Annotated in this window: 17 protein-coding genes; 8 read left to right on the forward strand and 9 right to left on the reverse strand. The window is 60.5% G+C overall.

Features of this window, described 5'->3' with window-relative positions:
* Nucleotides 1–75 precede the first annotated feature (75 nt).
* Entirely contained in the window at nucleotides 76–1,338 is a 1,263-nt protein-coding gene (locus tag BLW66_RS10740; protein ID WP_089947160.1) for a cation:proton antiporter, read from the reverse strand.
* 194 nt (nucleotides 1,339–1,532) lie between these two features.
* Here BLW66_RS10740 and BLW66_RS10745 point away from each other — a divergent pair, with 194 nt between their 5' ends.
* On the forward strand, nucleotides 1,533–2,438 hold the full coding sequence (locus tag BLW66_RS10745; RefSeq protein WP_089947161.1) for a DMT family transporter: 906 nt from the start codon (nucleotides 1,533–1,535) through the stop codon (nucleotides 2,436–2,438).
* Here the strand turns inward: BLW66_RS10745 and BLW66_RS10750 are convergent.
* From BLW66_RS10750 to BLW66_RS10760, 3 genes are read right to left on the reverse strand one after another with little or no spacing between them, the layout of a single operon-like run.
* Complete coding sequence (locus BLW66_RS10750; RefSeq protein WP_089947162.1) at nucleotides 2,417–3,832, reverse strand: protein adenylyltransferase SelO; 1,416 nt, start codon at nucleotides 3,830–3,832, stop codon at nucleotides 2,417–2,419. The genes BLW66_RS10745 and BLW66_RS10750 overlap by 22 nt on opposite strands.
* The gene (locus tag BLW66_RS10755) at nucleotides 3,829–4,770 is read right to left on the reverse strand and encodes a nucleoside hydrolase (RefSeq protein WP_089947163.1); all 942 of its coding nucleotides are present in this window, start codon (nucleotides 4,768–4,770) and stop codon (nucleotides 3,829–3,831) included. Before BLW66_RS10755 ends, BLW66_RS10750 begins: the two co-directional genes overlap by 4 nt.
* Entirely contained in the window at nucleotides 4,767–6,074 is a 1,308-nt protein-coding gene (locus BLW66_RS10760; RefSeq protein ID WP_089947164.1) for an HlyC/CorC family transporter, read from the reverse strand. Before BLW66_RS10760 ends, BLW66_RS10755 begins: the two co-directional genes overlap by 4 nt.
* A gap of 79 nt (nucleotides 6,075–6,153) precedes the next feature.
* Here BLW66_RS10760 and BLW66_RS10765 point away from each other — a divergent pair, with 79 nt between their 5' ends.
* Nucleotides 6,154–6,957, forward strand: a complete 804-nt coding sequence (locus BLW66_RS10765; protein ID WP_089947165.1) for a metallophosphoesterase family protein — start codon at nucleotides 6,154–6,156, stop codon at nucleotides 6,955–6,957.
* Nucleotide 6,958: 1 nt separating this feature from the next.
* Here BLW66_RS10765 and BLW66_RS10770 read toward each other — a convergent pair whose 3' ends face one another.
* The gene (locus BLW66_RS10770; protein WP_089947427.1) at nucleotides 6,959–7,879 is read right to left on the reverse strand and encodes a site-specific tyrosine recombinase XerD; all 921 of its coding nucleotides are present in this window, start codon (nucleotides 7,877–7,879) and stop codon (nucleotides 6,959–6,961) included.
* 14 nt (nucleotides 7,880–7,893) lie between these two features.
* Complete coding sequence (locus BLW66_RS10775; RefSeq protein WP_089947166.1) at nucleotides 7,894–9,471, reverse strand: hypothetical protein; 1,578 nt, start codon at nucleotides 9,469–9,471, stop codon at nucleotides 7,894–7,896.
* Between the two features lie 249 nt (nucleotides 9,472–9,720).
* On the opposite strand from BLW66_RS10775, the gene BLW66_RS10785 reads away from it, so the two are divergent.
* Both BLW66_RS10785 and aroB read left to right on the forward strand, forming a co-directional pair.
* Nucleotides 9,721–10,278, forward strand: a complete 558-nt coding sequence (locus tag BLW66_RS10785) for a shikimate kinase (RefSeq protein WP_089947168.1) — start codon at nucleotides 9,721–9,723, stop codon at nucleotides 10,276–10,278.
* A complete protein-coding gene (gene aroB / locus BLW66_RS10790) occupies nucleotides 10,275–11,396 on the forward strand; it encodes a 3-dehydroquinate synthase (RefSeq protein ID WP_089947169.1) in 1,122 nt (373 codons plus the stop codon). The genes BLW66_RS10785 and aroB overlap by 4 nt, the downstream gene beginning before the upstream one ends.
* Here the strand turns inward: aroB and BLW66_RS10795 are convergent.
* Nucleotides 11,393–12,007, reverse strand: coding sequence for a lytic transglycosylase domain-containing protein (locus BLW66_RS10795; RefSeq protein ID WP_089947170.1), 615 nt, complete (start codon nucleotides 12,005–12,007; stop codon nucleotides 11,393–11,395). The genes aroB and BLW66_RS10795 overlap by 4 nt on opposite strands.
* A gap of 171 nt (nucleotides 12,008–12,178) precedes the next feature.
* Between BLW66_RS10795 and ssb the strand changes: the two genes are divergently transcribed.
* On the forward strand, nucleotides 12,179–12,688 hold the full coding sequence (ssb, locus tag BLW66_RS10800; RefSeq protein WP_089947171.1) for a single-stranded DNA-binding protein: 510 nt from the start codon (nucleotides 12,179–12,181) through the stop codon (nucleotides 12,686–12,688).
* Between the two features lie 100 nt (nucleotides 12,689–12,788).
* Here ssb and BLW66_RS10805 read toward each other — a convergent pair whose 3' ends face one another.
* Nucleotides 12,789–14,114, reverse strand: coding sequence for a DEAD/DEAH box helicase (locus tag BLW66_RS10805; protein WP_089947172.1), 1,326 nt, complete (start codon nucleotides 14,112–14,114; stop codon nucleotides 12,789–12,791).
* 298 nt (nucleotides 14,115–14,412) lie between these two features.
* On the opposite strand from BLW66_RS10805, the gene BLW66_RS10810 reads away from it, so the two are divergent.
* Both BLW66_RS10810 and eno read left to right on the forward strand, forming a co-directional pair.
* Nucleotides 14,413–14,820, forward strand: coding sequence for a Fur family transcriptional regulator (locus tag BLW66_RS10810; RefSeq protein WP_089947428.1), 408 nt, complete (start codon nucleotides 14,413–14,415; stop codon nucleotides 14,818–14,820).
* Between the two features lie 100 nt (nucleotides 14,821–14,920).
* Nucleotides 14,921–16,198 carry a phosphopyruvate hydratase gene (gene eno / locus BLW66_RS10815; RefSeq protein ID WP_089947173.1) on the forward strand — a complete coding sequence of 426 codons (1,278 nt, stop codon included), beginning with the start codon at nucleotides 14,921–14,923 and terminating at the stop codon, nucleotides 16,196–16,198.
* A gap of 59 nt (nucleotides 16,199–16,257) precedes the next feature.
* Here eno and BLW66_RS10820 read toward each other — a convergent pair whose 3' ends face one another.
* On the reverse strand, nucleotides 16,258–17,334 hold the full coding sequence (locus BLW66_RS10820) for an anhydro-N-acetylmuramic acid kinase (RefSeq protein WP_244508626.1): 1,077 nt from the start codon (nucleotides 17,332–17,334) through the stop codon (nucleotides 16,258–16,260).
* 103 nt (nucleotides 17,335–17,437) lie between these two features.
* Between BLW66_RS10820 and tyrS the strand changes: the two genes are divergently transcribed.
* The gene (gene tyrS, locus BLW66_RS10825) at nucleotides 17,438–18,688 is read left to right on the forward strand and encodes a tyrosine--tRNA ligase (protein ID WP_089947175.1); all 1,251 of its coding nucleotides are present in this window, start codon (nucleotides 17,438–17,440) and stop codon (nucleotides 18,686–18,688) included.
* Nucleotides 18,689–18,756 lie beyond the last annotated feature (68 nt).

The following is an 18,756-nucleotide window of genomic DNA, read 5'->3' on the forward strand; positions in this document are numbered from 1 at the left end:
CAGATGCAGGCCACCGCAGCGGGACCCTTCACATTTTAGAATGGGGACGCTGTGGCCAATCGTCTAGGGGGAAAGTCAGACCAATTCCGGCTCCCGACCCAGACGCTTGGCCAAAGGCGCGACCGTCAGCCCCTGCACAATGATCGAGAAGATCACCACCACATAGGTGGCCGTCAGGATGACCGGCTTCCACTCGCCCTCCGGCAAGGACAAGGCCAGCGCCACAGAGATACCGCCCTTGAGGCCACCCCACGTCATGATCGGGATTACCCCCTTGGAGAACCCGCGGAAGGGGCGCAACAGCAACACCGGTACCGACACCGCAACAAACCGCGCGACCAAGGCCAGTGCAATCGCGAAGACCCCCGCAACGATCCCGTGGACCGAGAACGCAACGGCAAAGACCTCCACCCCGATCAGCAGGAACAACACCGCGTTCAGGATTTCATCAATCAACTGCCAGAACCCGTCCACATAGCGACGGGTGGTTTCCGACATGCCGTATTTCGACCCGACATCACCAATCAGCAGACCTGCGCAAACCGCCATAACAGGCCCGGACAGATGCAGATAAACCGCCAACGAATACCCCCCGAAGGCCAGCGCGAGGGTGATCAAAACCTCAAGCGCGTAGTCATCAATCCGTCGCATGACCCGAAACGTCAAAAAGCCAAGCACCACGCCAAGCAGCGCGCCGCCCACGGCCTCTTGCAAGAACAACTGCGCGGCGGCGCTCAGCCCGCCCCCGCCATGTGCCTCGCCGTGGGCATCCAGTGCGGGGAAGGCAACGCCGACCAGCACAAGGAAGACCACATAGCCCACTCCGTCATTGAACAGGCTTTCTCCCGCGATCTGTGTTTCCATGCTTTTCTTCAGGTTCGCTTGCCGCAGCACCCCGAGCACCGCGACAGGGTCCGTCGGCGAAATAAGCGCCCCGAACACAAGCGCAATCATGATCGGCATGCCCGTCATCCACGCGAAGCCGAAGCCCGCAATTACCGTCGACAGGCCGACGCCCAGCGTCGCCATTAGGGCCACCACGCGCCACTCGCCCTTCAAGTCAGCAAGCTTTACGTGCAACGCCCCCGCAAACAGCAAGAGCCCCAACATGCCCTCCAGCAGTGCCTCTGAGAAGTCGATGGACTTCACGACGGCACGCACCTCCGTCGCCACGCCCAGTTGCGGCGCAACAAGGTCAAGCGCCATGATCGCCAAGGATGCCAGCAACGCCACGATCAAAATCCCGATCGCAGAGGGCAGCTTCAGGAACAGGTAGTTGACCGTTCCAAAGGCCGCGGCCAATACCAGCAGTAGCGATGCGATTTGCAAAATGTCCATGAAGGCTCCGTCATACTGTCCGAGGATGGCGCCCTCTTTGATGGGGCTGTTTGGGACAACTTATCGCATTTGCCCCTCCAAGCCAGCCGCAATCTTGCTCGCACCCGCCACGGCTTGCACGCCGCGCCGTCCGCATGCGATTGACAGCCCCCGCCAAAACCACCTAGGGCGGGGGCCTATCAGCCGGAGTTCCCATGCCGCCCAAGACCCAAATTGACACCTTTGGTGCCGTCTCGTTGATCGGGCTGGCGTTGCTGCTGGCGTTCAACCAAGTGGTGATCAAAGTCACCAATGACGCCTTCCAGCCTGTGTTCTTCGCGGGCGTGCGCTCCGCCGGTGCTGTGGTGTGCATCCTGTTTTGGATGAAGTGGCGCGGGTTGAAACTGGCACTGCCACGTGCTGTGATGCCGTCGGCTCTGCTGATTGGGGTCGTTTTCTCCGTAGAGTTTCTAATGCTCTTCACCGCGCTTGATCTGACGACGGTGTCCCGCGCATCGGTGATTTTCTACTCCATGCCCCTTTGGATGGCGCTTGCGGCGCATTTCTTCATCCCCGGCGACAGGCTAACCCCGCGCAAATCTTTGGGCTTAGTTGTGGCGTTCGCGGGTGTGGCATGGGCCATTCTGGACCGCAGCGACGGCGGAGAAGCCTCCTTGGCCGGTGACTTATGCGCCTTGGGGGCCGCAATAGGTTGGGCGGCCACGGGGCTGTTGGTCAAGGCGACAGCGCTGAAAACCGTGCGGCCAGAGACGCAACTCTTCTACCAAGTGGCGATCTCTGCGGTGGTGCTGCTGGCGGTTGCGCCGCTCTTCGGACCGTTGATCCGCGACCCTCAGCCGATACATTACGCAGCTGTGCTGTTTCAGATCGTGGTGGTCGTCACCTTCGGGTTTATCTTCTGGCTGTGGCTCATGTCGGTCTATCCGGCATCTGGTGTTGCCAGCTTCTCTTTCCTGTCGCCCGTTCTGTCGGTGCTGATGGGGTGGCTGCTACTTGGAGAGCAGGTTGGCACGTCCATCCTTGGCGCACTGGCGCTGGTGGCGGTAGGCATCGTGCTGATCAACCGCGCACCGAAGGCTCAGGTGCCGCAGAACGTTTGACGCACCATCTGTTGCGCGCTCGGCGCGGCTTCCAGATCGGCGAACTGCGGATCATCTTCGAACGGCTGCGCCAATGCTTGATTTAGACGGTGGAAAGGCGCGTAGTCGCCTTGCATGCCTGCGGCGATGGCCTCTTCCACACGGTGGTTGCGCGGGATGATCGCGGGGTTCGCCGCGTGCATGATCTGCGCGTCGCCACCGCCCCACTTGACCTCCCACTCGTCAAAGCTGGTCGGATCAACAAACTCTTCGCGCGCGCCCTGCCCGCGCGCCATGGCGCGGAACACCCGCGTGAAATCGGCCTGATTGTCCGCCATACGCGTCAGCAAATCTTGAACCAAAACAACGTGGGCATCGGTGCCGACAGCAAAACCGATCTTGGCGAAAAACACGCGCTTCCACGACGCCGTATAGACATCCCCGAAGCGCGCCAGCGCAGCTTGCGCGGCCTTCACCGCCATATCGCGGTCGGCGTCGATTAACGGCAGCAGGCTGGTCGCCAACTGGGCGAGGTTCCACACCAGAACCTCCGGCTGGCCTTGGTAGGCGTAGCGTCCGGCGTGGTCTATTGAGGAGAACACGGTGGCTGGATGATAGGCATCCATGAACGCACAGGGGCCATAATCAATCGTGAGACCGCCCACATGGGTGTTGTCTGTGTTCATCACGCCGTGGATAAATCCAAGGCCCATCCATCTGGCAACGAGATCCGCCTGCGCGTCAATCACCGCATTCAAAAACCCGAGCGCGTCGCCCCCGGCAACCTCGGGGTAGTGGCGGGCGATGGCGTGGTTGAGCAGGATTTGCACCGCCTCATCATCTTGGCGTGCGGCAAAATACTGGAACGTTCCGACGCGAATATGTGAACGTGCTGCGCGGGTCAGGATCGCCCCGGGCACGCCGGTTTCGCGCTGCACCCGTTCCCCGCTGCTGACTGCTGCCAGCGCGCGGGTCGTCGGAACACCGAAGGCGTGCATTGCTTCGCTGATGATATATTCGCGCATGACAGGGCCAAGCCCTGCCCGCCCGTCGCCATTGCGCGAATAGGGCGTCGGGCCGGAGCCCTTGAGTTGGATGTCCCAGCGTGCGCCGTCCGCCCCCACAACTTCCCCCAGCACATTGGCGCGACCATCGCCAAGCTGCGGCGACCAGCCGCCGAACTGGTGGCCCGCATAGACCTGCGCCAATGGCTCCGCGCCGTCGGGCATCTTGTTCCCCGCCAACATCGCCACCCCGGCGTCGGACTGAAGCCATGCCGCATCCAGCCCCATGTCCCCGGCCAAATCGGTGTTCAGTGCGATCAGCGCAGGTGCTGCCACGGGTTTTGGCGCGAGCTTGGTGTAGAACCTGTCGGGAAGGCGCGCGTAAGAGTTGTCAAATATCGGGGCGCTCACAACCGTGCGATCCGCTCGTTCAACAGCGCGAAAAAGCCTTCCGCGTCGATATCGGACATGAACATAGCGTTCGGCTTGCGGTCCGTGACACGCCACCAGTCCGCGACGGTCATGCCCAAGGTTAGCTCCGACGCGGTCTCGATTTCCACGTTGACGTGGCGGCCGGAAAATAGCTCCGGCTTAATCAGGTAAGCGATCACACAAGGATCATGGAGCGGCGCACCGGCGGAGCCGTATTTCTCCTTGTCGAAACGCTCGAAGAAGTCCGTCCACTCCGCCACCATGCGGCCCGCTTCGTTGCCGAGGGCGCGAAATGCCTCGACACGGTTGCGATTGGTCAACGCTTTGTGGGTGACGTCCAGCGGCATCACAACAATCGGCACGCCAGAGCCGAACACGATTTTCGCCGCTTCGGGGTCAACGTAGATGTTGAATTCTGCGGCGGGGGTGATGTTGCCGACCTCAAAGTATGCGCCGCCCATCAGGACGATTTCCTGCACCCGCTCTATGACGTCGGGCGCACGCTCAAATGCCTGCGCAATGTTGGTAAGCGGGCCAAGCGGGCACAGGGTGACGCTGCCCGCAGGCTCTGCGCGCAGAGTGTCGATGATGAAGTCCACCGCGTGCTGATCTTGGAGCGGCATCGTCGGGTCCGGCATGACCGGACCGTCAAGGCCGGTCTTTCCGTGGACATGTTCCGCCGTCACCAGTTTGCGCGACATGGGGGCGTCGCAACCGGCGAACACTTTGGTGTCAGTCCGGCCTGCCAGTTCACACACAATACGCGCGTTTTTCTCGGTCAGCGGCAGCGGCACGTTGCCCGCAACGGCCGTCACCCCCAGCACGTCAACCTCCTCAGGGGAGCCGAACGCCAGCAGCATCGCCACCGCATCATCCTGCCCCGGGTCCGTGTCGATAATGATTTTACGCGCGGTCATAGGGGTCTCACTTTTAGTTTGGTTAGGCGGTTTTGCAGGCGCTGAACCACTTCGAACCGGAACCCGTGGAACGAGAAAACCTGCCCCACGGTCGGGATGGATTGCGCTTCGTGAATGACCAAGCCTGCGACGGTGTTGGCTTCGTCATCTGGCAGCGACCAGTCGGCCATGCGGTTCAGGTCGCGGATAGTCATCGCGCCCTCCACAAGGAAGCTGCCGTCGGTTTCAGGCTTCAGGGACTCTGCCTCGGCCACGTCGAATTCGTCGGTGATCTCGCCGACAATCTCTTCCAAGATATCCTCCAGCGTGATCAGCCCCTGCAACGCGCCGTATTCGTCAACGACCAACGCGAAGTGGGTGTGCAGGCGCAAAAACTGGCGCATCTGATCGTCAAGCGCGGTCGTCTCCGGCACGAAATACGGCTCTCGCACCACATCCATGATGTCAAAACCGCTCAGATCACGGGCCGCCCTATCTTGGCCACGCAGGGTTTTATCAACCGCACGCAGCAAGTCTTTGGCGTGGACAACGCCCACGATGTTTTCCTGCTCGTTGCGGTAAACCGGAATGCGGGTGTGCGGGCTGCGCAGGCATTGGCTGATGATTTCCTCGGGCGCGTCTTCGGCATTGATCATCTCGATTTCGGATCGGTGAAGCATGATCTCCTCTACATCGCGCTCCGACAGGTCTAGCGCGCCCAAAAGGCGGTCGCGCTGCTCTTTGTGAACAACGCCCTCCTCGTGACCCAACGCTAAGGCCCCCGCGATTTCCTCGTGAACCGACAGGATCTGACTGTCGGGGTCTGTCTCCACGCCGAACAGTTTCAGCATGCCGCGCACCAAGGCGCGCACCGCCGTCACCATCGGGGCAAAGACCAGCACCACCATGGAGATAGGGCCAGACACCCGTGCGGCGGCGGTCTCCGAATTGGTGATGGCATAGGTTTTGGGAAGCACTTCCGCGAACACCAACACCAGCAACGTCATGACCAAAGTGGCCCAAGCCACGCCGCTTTCACCGAACAGCTTGGTGAACAAAGCCGTCGCCAGCGACGCCGCCAGAATGTTCACAAGGTTATTGCCCAGCAATACCGATCCGATCAGGCGTTCCGTGTCTTCGGTGATTCTCAGCGCACGTTCCGCCCCCGGGGAGCCCTTGTCCGCCTGACTGCGCAGTTTACCACGTGAGGCCGCTGTCAGCGCCGTCTCGGAGCCGGAAAAGAAGGCCGATAGCAAGAGCAGCACCACAATGCCGCCCGACGTCATCCAAAAAGCAGTGTCAAAGAGTGTTGATCCGTCGTCCATCCGGGTTTTCGGTCCTTTAAAAGAAAGTTAAGTGAGAGTTATGGGGTGCGATGCCCTACGCTTCAAGGGAAACCGCCACATGACTAATATCAGAGACCTTGGAACACTACACGGCGACGTGTTGCTGTTTGGCGGTGCCTATTCCAACGCGCAGGCGCTGGACGCGCTGATCGCTGCAGCTGACGATCACGGCATCGCCCCGTCGCAGTGTATCTTTACCGGCGACGTTGTGGCCTACGGCGCTGATGCCTTGGGTTGCGCAACGCAGTTGGCTGCCTTCGGTTGCCCTGCCATTCGGGGCAATTGCGAACAGCAATTGCTTGACGGTGCGGACGATTGCGGATGCGGTTTTGGCGAAGGCACGGCCTGCGACGTTGCGTCCAAAACATGGTATACCCATGCTGCGGCGCAGATCGGCCCACAGGCCGCCGCGCTATGGGCGGAGACGCCGGACTGGCTCACGTTTACGCACGCTGGCAAACGTTACGCCGTGATCCATGGCGGTGCGGACGCAGTGGCAAAATTCATCTGGCCGTCTGACGACGACACGGTTTTCATGGCCGAAATTGAGCGGGTAGAGGCGCGAACCGGAAAGGTAGACGGCGTGATCGCGGGGCATAGCGGGATTGCGTTTGAGCGGGCTTTGCCTGCGCGTGTCTGGATCAACGCGGGTGTCATCGGAATGCCGCCCCATGATGGCCGCTCTGCAACGCGCTATGCGATTTTGTCGGACGATGGCGTCCGCTTTCATACGCTGCACTACGCGTATGAGGCCGCGGCCCAAGCAATGGAGGCCGCAGGCTTAACGCAAGGCTACGAGGTGGGTCTCAGAACCGGCATCTGGCCAAGCGAGGATGTGTTACCCGCGCAACTAAGGCGCTAGCCTAACCTTTCGCCAGCGGGTGGTGATCAAGCACCAGCTCTTTCAACCGCTCATCCAGCACATGGGTGTAGATTTCGGTGGTGGAGATATCCGCGTGCCCGAGCAGCGTCTGAATCGCCCGCAGGTCGGCCCCGTTCGCCAAGAGATGGGTCGCGAAGGCATGGCGCAACGTGTGCGGCGTGACCTTTGAAGGGTCAACTCCGCCCGCTACGGCAAGTTCTTTGATCAGCATATAGAAACGGTGGCGCGTCAGATGGCCGCTTTTACCGCGCGAAGGGAACAAAAATTTCGACGTCGGCTTGCCCGCCGCCTGCGCCGCCGCATCTTGTGCGTCGCGGGTGCTGATCCAGACAGCGACCGCATCACGGGCCGACGCGGCCAATGGCACCATGCGTTCCTTATCGCCCTTGCCCCGCACCAAAAGCATACGAGGATCGCCCCGTGCGGCGGCGACAGGCAAAGTCACCAGCTCCGTCACACGCATGCCGGTGGCGTAGAGCAGCTCCATCAAGCAGGTGTTGCGCAGGCGGTCTTCGACGCTACGCGCGGAGGTTTGCGCGGCGCCAAGCAGGCGATCGACCTCTTCGACACTCAAGGTTTTGGGCAGCGCTTTTTTGCGCCCTGGACCTTTAATCTGGATGGCGGGGTTATCCTCACGCCAGCCTTCCTCATACGCAAATCGGTAGATTTGCTTTACCGCAGACAAACGGCGGGCGCGGGTTGAAGGGGCCAGCCCCTGATTGTCGCAATGGATCAAATAATCCTCAACATCGGCACGCGACGCGGAACCGAACGTGGGGCCACGGGCCGCCAGCCACCCGCCAAAATCCATAAGATCGCGCCCGTAGGCCAGCAACGTGTTCTCGGACGCGTCGAGTTCCGCAGCCTGCGCATCCAGAAACGTCTGGATCCAGCGTGACATGTCAGGCGTCAAGGTCACCCGCGCGGCCGTGTGATCAACGTATGCAGGGCCATGCGGCGCGAAATGTCCTCAAAGCCCAGATGGCGCAACGTACGCAGGCCGTTTTCCAGCGCCAGCGGGTCAGCCCCTGCCCCGTCCTCCATCATCTTGACCGCTTTGAGCGTCGCAAGGCCCAAATTGCCATCACTGATCAAGGCCGCCAAACTCTCCGCAGGACCGTCTGTGGAGGCTGCCGTGGCAATTGCACTTTCTAACGCGTCTAGGTTGCCCGACTGCACAAGCTGTTTGATCGTAGCCGCATCGCCTTTCGCGATTGCGCCCCACAGCGCGGGCGTGTCAGAGGCAAGCGCATCCGAATTTGCAGCGGCTTCATAGGCCGGTGATAGCAGGACCAAGCGTGTTGCGTCGCTGCGCGCAGCATCAGGCAGCGATAGCTTCAAAGTGGCCTCGCCAAACATATGCGCCAAGGCAGGCTCCAGCCCCGCACGGCGCATCGCACGTACGGCATCAGGAAGGCGCGCCGCCACGTCGTCGGCATCGCCGCTCAAGAGCGCGTTTTCATAGCGCTGCACAGCGTCGACGCGGTCCCAAACTCCGCCAGACGCCGCCGGTTGGCGCTCCGTATAGATGGCAAGAAGCCGCGAGGCCGGAATGGCGCCCGTGCGGGCCAACCGCTCCGCCGCGCTAATGCGTGGCTTCCAACCGCCGTTCTCAGACAACCCCGCATAGGCAAACGCGTTGGGCAAGGACGACAGTGGCAAGGCCTCGCCTATCGCCTCGTGCATACGGAACGACAGCGGCGTCACCCGCGCGGGCGTCGGCAGCGGCGCGTCGCCCTCAAACAGTTCTGGGTCCAAGAAACGCGCCAACAACGCATCCTCAGCGGGTGTCATCGCGTCCAGCGCTTTCGCCGTGCTAAGCGTCAGGTTTGCCGCGTCCCAGTCACCGGCGCGGGCCATACAGAAAATTCGGGCGGGATAGGTTGGCGACAAATCAGGCTGGCGCAGCATCCGCGCACAAGCCGCGTCCTCCTCCCCGATAAGCAAGCTCACGTCGAACCAACGCTGAAACAGCGGCGCGGTGCCAGGGTCGGCACGGTCGAGCAACGCCTTCGCCTGATCAAGCGCCCCCATGGCCAGTAATTCATCGACGCGGGCCTGAAACAATGTCTCGCTTGCGCCGCTATCAACGGGCGGGGTCAGTTCTGCCAAAAGCAACCGCCGCATCAGTTCAGCTAACGGCGCGGGCAAGTCGGGGCGCAAATCCGCCATTGTGGCCGCCAACGTATTCGAGCTGGTCGTGCCCCAAAAGCGCGGCGGAATACCGGTCACGCTACTGGGCACCAAGCCCACCGCGTCGCGGTTGGGCTTGCCCAAGGTCGTTGTCACAACCGCAGCAGGCGTTGCGGAGCGCGCGATGTCGTCCGCAGGTTTTGCTTTCGGGGCTTTAGCACGCGCCACAGGCGCAGGGGCCACGACCGCATTAGACAGCCAGTCGATCGCTGACAGGGGTTCCTCGGCGCGCGCGCCGGAGATGGGCAGCGCGAAACTGCCTAAAGTCGCAAGTGCCGCGGCAAGTTTTCTAGTTTGCATCCAGTATGACCGGTTGATTCACCTCAACCCGACTTGGTGTCAGGTCGCCTAAATACGCATATCCGATTATACCGATGATGCCTATCACGATCAGAAAAATCAGAGCTTTTAGGAGCCTTATCACGCTGCATCTGCCTTTTGGTTGAGCACCTTGAGGTGCCGTCTTTTGTGCCTGTATGTTGATTCTTATATGGCTTTTCCACCAAGTTCACGCCATTCAGAGAAGAAATCAGTAAATTGAGCGAGAGAATGCCACCCAACACCCTGACCCTGACCCGTCCTTTGGTGCTTGTCGGCATGATGGGCGCTGGCAAAACCGCCATTGGCGGAGCTTTGGCGCGCAAGCTTGGCGTGCAGTTCCTAGATAGCGACGAAGAGTTGGTGCGCGCGGCGGACCGCTCTATCGCAGAAATTTTCGAGCGGGACGGCGAGGGCTTTTTTCGCGCGCGAGAGACCGAGGTGATCTCACGCCTGCTGGACGGGGTGCCTGCCGTACTGTCCACTGGCGGTGGCGCATTTCTTAGCGAGGTCAACCGGAAGTTGATCAACACCAAAGGCATATCGGTCTGGTTGCAAGCCGACCTGCCGCTGCTCTGGTCGCGCGTCCGGCACAAAACGACGCGCCCGTTGCTGCGCACGGATGATCCGCTCGCCACCCTCACAGAGATATTTAACGCCCGCACGCCGATCTACGCCCACGCACAACTTAGCGTGGAAGCACGGCCCGAATACTCCATCGACGACATGGCCGACAAAGTTATCCAAACGCTGAAAGACGCGAATTACCTGAAAGAGACCGACACGTGACCCACACGCATGAAACCGTCCACGTTGCCTTGGGCGACAGAAGCTACCGCATTGAAATCGGCCACGGGCTGCTGGCGGATGCGGGTAAATGGGTCGCGCCGATGTTGTCACGGCCACGGGTCGCGGTTGTAACGGATGACACCGTCGGGCCGCTGCATCTCGACACGTTGCGTGCGGGGCTAGAAGCGTCGGGCGTTGAGATGACGCATCTGACACTGCCCGCAGGCGAGGCCACCAAATGCTGGCGTTTTCTAAGCGAAACCGTCGAATGGCTGCTGGAGCAAAAGGTCGAGCGCGGCGACATGGTCGTGGCGTTCGGTGGCGGGGTGATTGGTGATCTGGTCGGTTTCGCCGCCGCGATTTTGCGCCGTGGGGTGCGGTTCGTGCAAATCCCGACGTCGCTTTTGGCGCAGGTCGACAGCTCCGTCGGGGGCAAGACTGCCATTAACTCCCCTCACGGGAAAAACCTCATCGGCGCCTTCCACCAACCCGCGCTGGTTCTGGCCGACGTCGCCGTCCTTGGCACGATGACGGAACGCGACTTTCTGGCGGGCTACGGCGAGGTGGTCAAATACGGGCTGTTGGGCGATGCCGCGTTCTTCGACTGGTTGGAACGCAACGCCCCAGCTTTGGCGGCAGGCGACATCGACAAACGGATCGAGGCCGTACGGTGGTCGTGCCAGATGAAGGCCGACATCGTCGCGCGTGACGAAACGGAGCAAGGCGACCGTGCGTTGCTAAACCTCGGGCATACGTTCGGTCACGCGCTAGAGGCTGCGACCGGTTATTCCGACCGACTGCTCCACGGCGAAGGCGTGGCCATTGGCTGCGCGCTGGCGTTTGAAGTGTCTTCGCGTCTTGGCCTGTGCGCACAAGAAGATCCAAGCCGCGTGCGCGCGCATCTGAAAGCGATGGGCATGAAAACGGACCTTAACGACATCGCGGGCGCCCTACCCGACGCGGACACGCTGATGACGTTGATGGGGCAGGATAAGAAGGTCACGCAAGGCACGTTGAACTACATCATGGCACGCGGCATTGGCGCAGCTTTTGTAACGTCCGATGTGGACCCCAAGGTGGTCAAATCAGTCCTAGAGGACGCGCTGGCCCTTGCCTAGCTTCCCAAGATGACACGCACGTAATTACGCGTCTCGCGGTATGGCGGGACGCCGCCATGCTTCTTCACCGCACCCGGCCCCGCGTTATAAGCCGCAAGTGCCAGACGCCAACTGCCAAAGATGCGGTACATCTGCTTGAGATACCGCGCGCCGCCCTCAAGGTTTTGCTTGGGATCACGCGGGTTCACCCGCAGCTTCTTCGCCGTGCCCGGCATCAACTGCGCAAGGCCAATCGCCCCCGCATGGGACACCGCGTGAGGCTTCCAGCCACTTTCCTGCTGCACAAGGCGCAAGAACAGATCGGTGGGAATACCATGCTTGCGTGCGGCGCTTTTGGCGTCTTCGAGATACACACCTTTATACGAGCCGCGATAGCGCGGGATCGCCGTAGCGCCCACACCGTAAGATATCTTCTTGGTGCCCGGCTGTAGCTTGGTGGAGCCTTTGTATTGCGACGACAGGCGGCCATCCAGAAGGCGCGCTTGCGAGCTAAACAACTTTGATCGATTGCTTGTCGACCCCGAGGAAACCAGCCCTTCGGCAATTGATTCACGCGGGAACGACGGCGCGGCCAAGGCGAAGGCCATCAATGCAACCAAGAGCTTACGCATATTTACAAGATCCACTCACCGACAAGAACTGCGCGCAACATAGCGGATTTGACGGGTTTCGCTACCCCCAGAGCGATATTGCGCGCCAGCCAGAGTGAGGTTGTAAGTCTCCCATTAACCAAATACCGACGATATAAGATCACCAAAGCAAGATTCGGGAGACGCACGCATATGGCCGGTTCAGTTAACAAAGTCATTCTCATCGGCAACTTGGGGCGCGACCCTGAAGTCCGCAATTTCCAGAACGGTGGCAAGGTTTGTAACCTGCGCATCGCCACGTCCGAGACGTGGAAAGACAAGAACACAGGCGAACGCCGCGAGAAAACAGAATGGCACTCCGTTGCTATTTTCCAAGAAGGTCTGGTTCGCATTGCCGAGCAGTACCTGCGCAAAGGCTCCAAGGTTTACATCGAAGGCGCGTTGCAAACACGTAAATGGCAAGACCAAAGCGGCGCTGACCGTTACAGCACCGAAGTTGTCCTGCAAGGCTTCGGCGGCACGCTCACCATGCTCGACGGCCCGAACGGCGGCGGCTCCGGTGGTGGTGGTGGCGGCGGCAACTACGGCGGTGGCGGTGGCTACGGCGGCGACCCAATGGGCGGCGGTTACGACAGCGGCCCATCCGGCGGCGGCGGTCAATCCAGCCCGTCGAGCGACATCGACGACGAAATTCCGTTCTAAGACACATAGAACACGCAAAATAAAAGGGGCCTTTCAGGGCCCCTTTTTCGTTACTGGTCATGTTCGCGGAAGGCTTACGCCGCCTTCCGCTTTAGGTCAGTCATGCAGCCGCATTTGCCGGACCTTGGCCCCGACGACGACGGTTGCGCTTGCGCTTCGGCGCACCGCCCGACGGGGCTTCGCCGCCTGCGGCTTTGGGTTTGCCTTGACCGCGGCGAGCACCGCCGCCAGCCGGGCGGCCGCCACCGCGATTGCCACCGCCACCGCGTGCGGGCTTCTTCTCTTCCTCAGACGGGGACCAACGACGGCCACCGACCACGGGAATTGTGATCTTCAGCAGTTTCTCGATGTCTTTCAACTCGCCCATCTCATCAGGCGCGCAGAAGGCAATCGCCTCCCCTTCGCGGCCCGCACGGGCGGTCCGCCCGATGCGGTGGACATAGCTTTCCGGCACATTCGGCAGGTCGTAGTTGTAAACGAAGCCCACGCCTGGAATGTCAATACCGCGGGCCGCAACGTCCGTTGCCACAAGGATTTTCAAGTCGCCCGCCTTGAACGCTGCTAAAGAGCGGTCGCGGTGGTTTTGGGACTTGTTGCCGTGGATGGACCCAGCGGCGAAGCCCTTTTTATCAAGCAGCTTCATAAGCTTTTCTGCACCGTGCTTGGTGCGGCAGAACACCAGCGCAAGGTCGTCGCGGTGCTTATCCATCAGCTCCACCAGCAGGTCGTTCTTTGCAGCCTTGGCGATATAGTGAACGCTTTGCGTGATCTTGTCCGCAGTCTTGCCCGGAGCTGCAACCTGTACGCGGCGCGGGTGGTCAAGATATGTCGCGGCGAGTTCTTCCATAAGTTTCGGCATCGTGGCCGAGAACAGCAGCGTCTGGCGGTCTTTGGGCAGCAACGGCGCAATTTGGCGCAGCGCGTGGATAAAGCCCATGTCGAGCATCTGGTCGGCTTCATCGAGCACCAGATACTTCGCCTCGCCCAGCACCACTGCCTTTTGTTGCAGCAAGTCAATCAGACGGCCGGGCGTGGCGACCAGAATGTCTGTCCCCCGCTCCAGCGCTTTCTTCTGCGGATTGATCGACACGCCACCAACGACCATGTTGATCTTCAGATGGCCGCCACCTTGGAACATTTTCAGGTTGTCACAAATCTGCTTTGCCAGCTCGCGCGTCGGCGCAAGGATCAGGCCGCGCACGGTGCGCGGTGCAGGCTTGGTGCCAAGTTTTACAAGGTTGTGGATGATCGGCAGGCCGAATGCGGCCGTTTTGCCGGTACCTGTCTGGGCCAACCCCATAACGTCGCGGCCGGTCAGAATGATCGGAATTGCTTCCTCTTGGATCGGGGTCGGGTTGGTAATGCCGTTTTCGACGAGTTTCTCTGCGATTTTCGGGGAAATCCCCAAAGCTTCAAACTTGTTCAAGTCATGTCCTCTCGTGACATGTGGGCCCCACGCCTAAAGCGGCGGTGAGGTCGCGTTAAATTGGTCGTGGAGGCGTATCCTCCACCGGACCCATTCGCGTGAATATCGGGAACGTCTCTGCTGCGGCGGTGCAGGCCTTGCCTATTATGCAAAGCTCACGCGGCACCATAAGTGCGCAGGCTTGTCACGCAAATGCGCCCTACGCAGACATAAGTCAAGCCCAAGGCCGGATTTGGGGTGGAGGATACGCACCGCCGCGCTTAAAATGTATCTCAACGACGTGGGGGGCCTCAATCCGATGGGAAAATCAATTATCAGCCGGTCGGCCGAACGCGGCCTACGGATGACCGGCCAGCGCCGCGTTATCGCCAAGGTGCTGGAAGAGGCCGAAGACCACCCCGACGTTGAGGAGTTGCACGCCCGCGCCTCGGCGCTGGATGCGGGGATTTCCATTGCCACGGTGTACCGCACGGTCAAGCTGTTCGAAGAGGCCGGCCTGCTTGAGCGGCTGGAGTTCGGCGACGGGCGCGCGCGCTACGAGGACGCTGAGCGCGAACACCACGACCATCTGATCGACATGCAAACCGGCGAAGTCATTGAATTCGTCGACCCCGAGATCGAAGAACTGCAAGAACGGATCGCCAAACGCCTGGGCTACAGCCTGAAGGGCCACCGCTTGGAGTTATATGGGGTGAAGGACAGCTAGGCACCGGCGCCGTTAGCGCTAACTGCACGCGACTTGCCCTTGTCACATTGGCCCTCTATACCCTGCCGCAACGGTAACCTGACCTAAGGAACTCCCTAATATGAGCACCATTATAGACATTCACGCACGTGAAATCCTGGACAGTCGGGGCAATCCGACGGTCGAGGTCGACGTTATGCTGGAAGACGGCACAATGGGCCGCGCCGCAGTGCCCTCGGGCGCATCGACCGGTGCATATGAGGCTGTCGAGAAACGTGACGGCGACAAGGCGCGCTACATGGGCAAAGGCGTGCTGGACGCTGTTGCCGCCGTGAATGGTGAACTGGCCGAGAACCTTCTGGGCGAAGATGCTTTGGATCAGGTTGGCATCGACGAGTTGATGATCGAACTTGACGGCACGGAAAACAAAAGCCGTCTCGGCGCTAACGCAATTCTGGGCGTCTCCCTTGCCACGGCGAAGGCCGCCGCCGACTTCACGTCACAGCCGCTGTTCCGCTATATTGGCGGCACATCTGCGCGCGTTCTGCCAGTGCCAATGATGAACATCATCAACGGCGGGGAACACGCGGACAACCCCATCGACATCCAAGAATTCATGATCATGCCCGTCGCCGCAGATAACATCCGCGACGCAGTCCGCATGGGTGCCGAGGTGTTCCACACCTTGAAAAAAGAGCTGTCGGACGGCGGCTATTCCACTGGTATCGGCGACGAAGGCGGCTTCGCGCCCGCTATTTCTTCTTCACGCGAGGCGTTGGACTTCATCCTGAAGGCCGTCGAAAAGGCAGGCTACAAACCGGGCGAAGACATCTATCTCGCCCTCGATTGCGCCGCGACGGAATACTACAGCGACGGCAAATACGACATGAAGGGCGAGGGCAAAGTACTGTCCTCTGCGGAAAACGTGGCCTACCTGTCCGCGCTGGTCGCCGACTATCCGATCATCTCGATCGAAGACGGCATGGGCGAGGACGATTGGGACGGCTGGTCCGCCCTCACCGCAGAGCTGGGCGACAAGGTGCAGCTGGTAGGTGACGATCTGTTCGTGACCAACCCTGCCCGTTTGGCCGAAGGCATCAAACGCGGCTCCGCCAACTCCATGCTAGTCAAAGTGAACCAGATCGGCACCCTGACAGAGACGTTGAAAGCCGTTGAAATGGCGCACCGCGCTGGCTTCACCAACGTTATGTCGCACCGCTCTGGCGAGACAGAGGATGCAACGATTGCGGACTTGGCCGTGGCAACGAACTGTGGCCAGATCAAAACCGGCTCTCTGTCGCGGTCCGACCGCTTGGCAAAATACAACCAGTTGATCCGTATCGACGAAATGCTAGGCGAGACCGCCCAATACGCTGGCCGCTCCATCCTGAAAGGATAAGCGCCCCTCACGCGGCGGCGGGCTTGGTTTTCCTTGGCCCGCCGCCTGTCGTTCCCGCGCTATGGATGGCTGATCGTGCCCCCGCCGACATTGGCCGCAACGCCCGTGGTACTCGGGCAACTGGTGGGCAATCCGCGTGCGACACGCACCGCGAGATAGGCAAACGCCTGCGCTTCCAGCATATCCCCATCAAGCCCGTGGTCATCAATATCGTCCACCCGCAGCCCAGTTAGGGCACGAAGACGCGCCATGATATGTGCATTCCGCCGCCCCCCGCCGCACACCAGTATTTGCGCGGGCGTCTTTGGCATATGCTCCATCGCGCGGGCAACGGCAGCCGCGCAGCACTCCGCAAGCGTCGCTGCAGCGTCCGCATCCTCAAGATCCGCCACGCGATCCGAGAGCCCGTTGAAGTCGTCACGGTCCAGCGATTTAGGCGGCATCTTGTGAAAATACCCGTGGTTCAAAAATGCGGTCACAATCTCCGTATTGGCCGTGCCCTGCGTCGCAAGCGCGCCGTTTTGGTCGTATGCTTGGCCCAAGCGCGCCTGCATGAGATCGTTGAGAGGCGCATTCGCCGGCCCAGTGTCAAACGCCAAAAGCGCCCCCGATTGCTGAGGGGCGTCATAGCTCGGGTCAACATAAGTGACGTTGCCCACCCCGCCGAGGTTCAGAAAAACGGTCGGCGCGGGCAGCTTCAGATATTTGGCACACGCAAAGTGGAAAAACGGCGCCAGCGGCGCCCCCTGCCCGCCCAACTGAACATCAGCGGTGCGAAAGTCCCAAACGACAGTGCGTTGCAATATCTCTGCCAGCAAAGCGCCATCACCGGTTTGGTGCGTGCGCTGGTTCGCTGGGTCATGCGCTAGGGTTTGCCCGTGAAACCCGATAATTTCCGGCGCTTGTTCCAGATCAACAGTCATCATGCGCGACAAAAGCGCCGCGTGAACAGTCTCCACCATTTCTGCGGCTTGGGCGACATCAGCGCCATCACTCCACTGCCCCAAGGCCGCCGCGATCTTCGCGCGTTCCTCAGGGCTATACGGGCGGTAGTCACTTTCCCCGAACGCGGTGATGGTCTCCCCGTCGGTGCGAAGCAGCGCGGCATCGACCCCGTCAAGCGATGTGCCCGACATTGCGCCGAGCGCCCAGATTGGACCTGCTATTTTCAATGGCTTTCCCTTCGCCCTGCGCGCGCCTATAAGGCGCGGAACACTGTTTTGTTGGGACGATACTCTAATGACCTACCATGCCAAATCCGAATTTCTGACCGTGATGATAGAACGTGGCTTTCTGGCCGATTGCACTGACTATCAAGGTTTGGATGAGGCGTTGATCAAAGGTGTGGTGCCCGCCTATATCGGCTATGACGCGACGGCGAAATCGCTGCACGTCGGCCACCTCATGAACATCATGGTATTGCGCTGGTTCCAAAAGACCGGCGGCAAGCCAATTACCCTTATGGGCGGCGGCACAACCAAGGTGGGTGACCCAAGCTTCCGCTCCGACGAGCGCCCGTTGCTCGATGATGCGGCTATCGCGTCCAACATTGAGGGCATGCAGCAGGTTTTCGCTAAATACCTCGCCTATGGCGAGGGTGGCACCGACGCCATCATGCTGAACAACGCTGAGTGGCTGGACGGGCTCAACTACCTCGATTTCCTGCGCGACATCGGGCGGCATTTTTCGGTGAACCGGATGCTCAGCTTCGAGAGCGTCAAATCGCGGCTGGATCGCGAGCAGTCGCTGTCATTCCTCGAGTTCAACTACATGATCCTGCAAGCGTATGATTTCCTAGAGATCAATCGCCGCTATGGCTGCCTGTTGCAGATGGGCGGCTCCGACCAATGGGGCAACATCGTGAACGGTATCGACCTGACGCGGCGCGTCTTGGATCACGAGATCTACGGCCTCACAACGCCGCTGCTGACCACCTCTGACGGTCGCAAGATGGGCAAGTCGCAAGGCGGCGCGATCTGGCTGAACGGCGACATGCTGTCGCCCTATGAGTTCTGGCAATTCTGGCGCAATACAACCGACGCGGATACCGGCAAGTTCTTAAAAATATTCACCGAACTGCCAGTGACTGAATGCGACCGCTTGGGCGCCCTTGAGGGTTCCGAAATCAACGCGGCCAAAATCATTCTCGCCAACGAAGTGACGGCGATGCTGCACGGTCGTGCCGCCGCAGAGGCGGCGGAAGCAACAGCGCTCGAAGTCTTCGAGAAGGGCGGCACAGGCGATGATTTGCCAACACTGGCGCTGACGGCTGAGGACTTGGGCGAAGGCATCTCTATCGTCCAACTGATCGTGCGGTCCGGCCTTGCTGGGTCCGGCAAAGAAGCCAAGCGCCTGATCTCCGACAACGGCGCGAAGCTGAACGACGAGATCATCACAGATGCAGGCCTGTTCATCACCGCAAATGAATTGGCAGAACCGCTGAAGCTCTCCGCAGGCAAAAAGCGCCATGCGCTGGTGACATTGAGCTAACGGCCGAAAATTTCCAGTCGGGGGCCGCGCCCCCGACCCAAATAAAATCGGGCCGAAGGCACATTGGG

Source organism: Litoreibacter albidus (assembly GCF_900107015.1).
GTDB classification, from domain to species: domain Bacteria; phylum Pseudomonadota; class Alphaproteobacteria; order Rhodobacterales; family Rhodobacteraceae; genus Litoreibacter; species Litoreibacter albidus.

What these genes read in the sequence shown, in the direction of transcription:
- BLW66_RS10810 (WP_089947428.1), top strand. Translation starts at nt 14,413, where the DNA reads ATGGGAAAATCAATTATCAGCCGGTCGGCCGAACGCGGCCTACGGATG.
- BLW66_RS10785 (WP_089947168.1), top strand. Translation starts at nt 9,721, where the DNA reads ATGCCACCCAACACCCTGACCCTGACCCGTCCTTTGGTGCTTGTCGGC.
- BLW66_RS10765 (WP_089947165.1), top strand. Translation starts at nt 6,154, where the DNA reads ATGACTAATATCAGAGACCTTGGAACACTACACGGCGACGTGTTGCTG.
- BLW66_RS10740 (WP_089947160.1), bottom strand. Translation starts at nt 1,338, where the DNA reads ATGGACATTTTGCAAATCGCATCGCTACTGCTGGTATTGGCCGCGGCC.
- BLW66_RS10775 (WP_089947166.1), bottom strand. Translation starts at nt 9,471, where the DNA reads ATGCAAACTAGAAAACTTGCCGCGGCACTTGCGACTTTAGGCAGTTTC.
- BLW66_RS10745 (WP_089947161.1), top strand. Translation starts at nt 1,533, where the DNA reads ATGCCGCCCAAGACCCAAATTGACACCTTTGGTGCCGTCTCGTTGATC.
- BLW66_RS10760 (WP_089947164.1), bottom strand. Translation starts at nt 6,074, where the DNA reads ATGGACGACGGATCAACACTCTTTGACACTGCTTTTTGGATGACGTCG.
- BLW66_RS10770 (WP_089947427.1), bottom strand. Translation starts at nt 7,879, where the DNA reads ATGTCACGCTGGATCCAGACGTTTCTGGATGCGCAGGCTGCGGAACTC.
- BLW66_RS10795 (WP_089947170.1), bottom strand. Translation starts at nt 12,007, where the DNA reads ATGCGTAAGCTCTTGGTTGCATTGATGGCCTTCGCCTTGGCCGCGCCG.
- BLW66_RS10755 (WP_089947163.1), bottom strand. Translation starts at nt 4,770, where the DNA reads ATGACCGCGCGTAAAATCATTATCGACACGGACCCGGGGCAGGATGAT.
- tyrS (WP_089947175.1), top strand. Translation starts at nt 17,438, where the DNA reads ATGACCTACCATGCCAAATCCGAATTTCTGACCGTGATGATAGAACGT.
- ssb (WP_089947171.1), top strand. Translation starts at nt 12,179, where the DNA reads ATGGCCGGTTCAGTTAACAAAGTCATTCTCATCGGCAACTTGGGGCGC.
- eno (WP_089947173.1), top strand. Translation starts at nt 14,921, where the DNA reads ATGAGCACCATTATAGACATTCACGCACGTGAAATCCTGGACAGTCGG.
- BLW66_RS10820 (WP_244508626.1), bottom strand. Translation starts at nt 17,334, where the DNA reads ATGTCGGGCACATCGCTTGACGGGGTCGATGCCGCGCTGCTTCGCACC.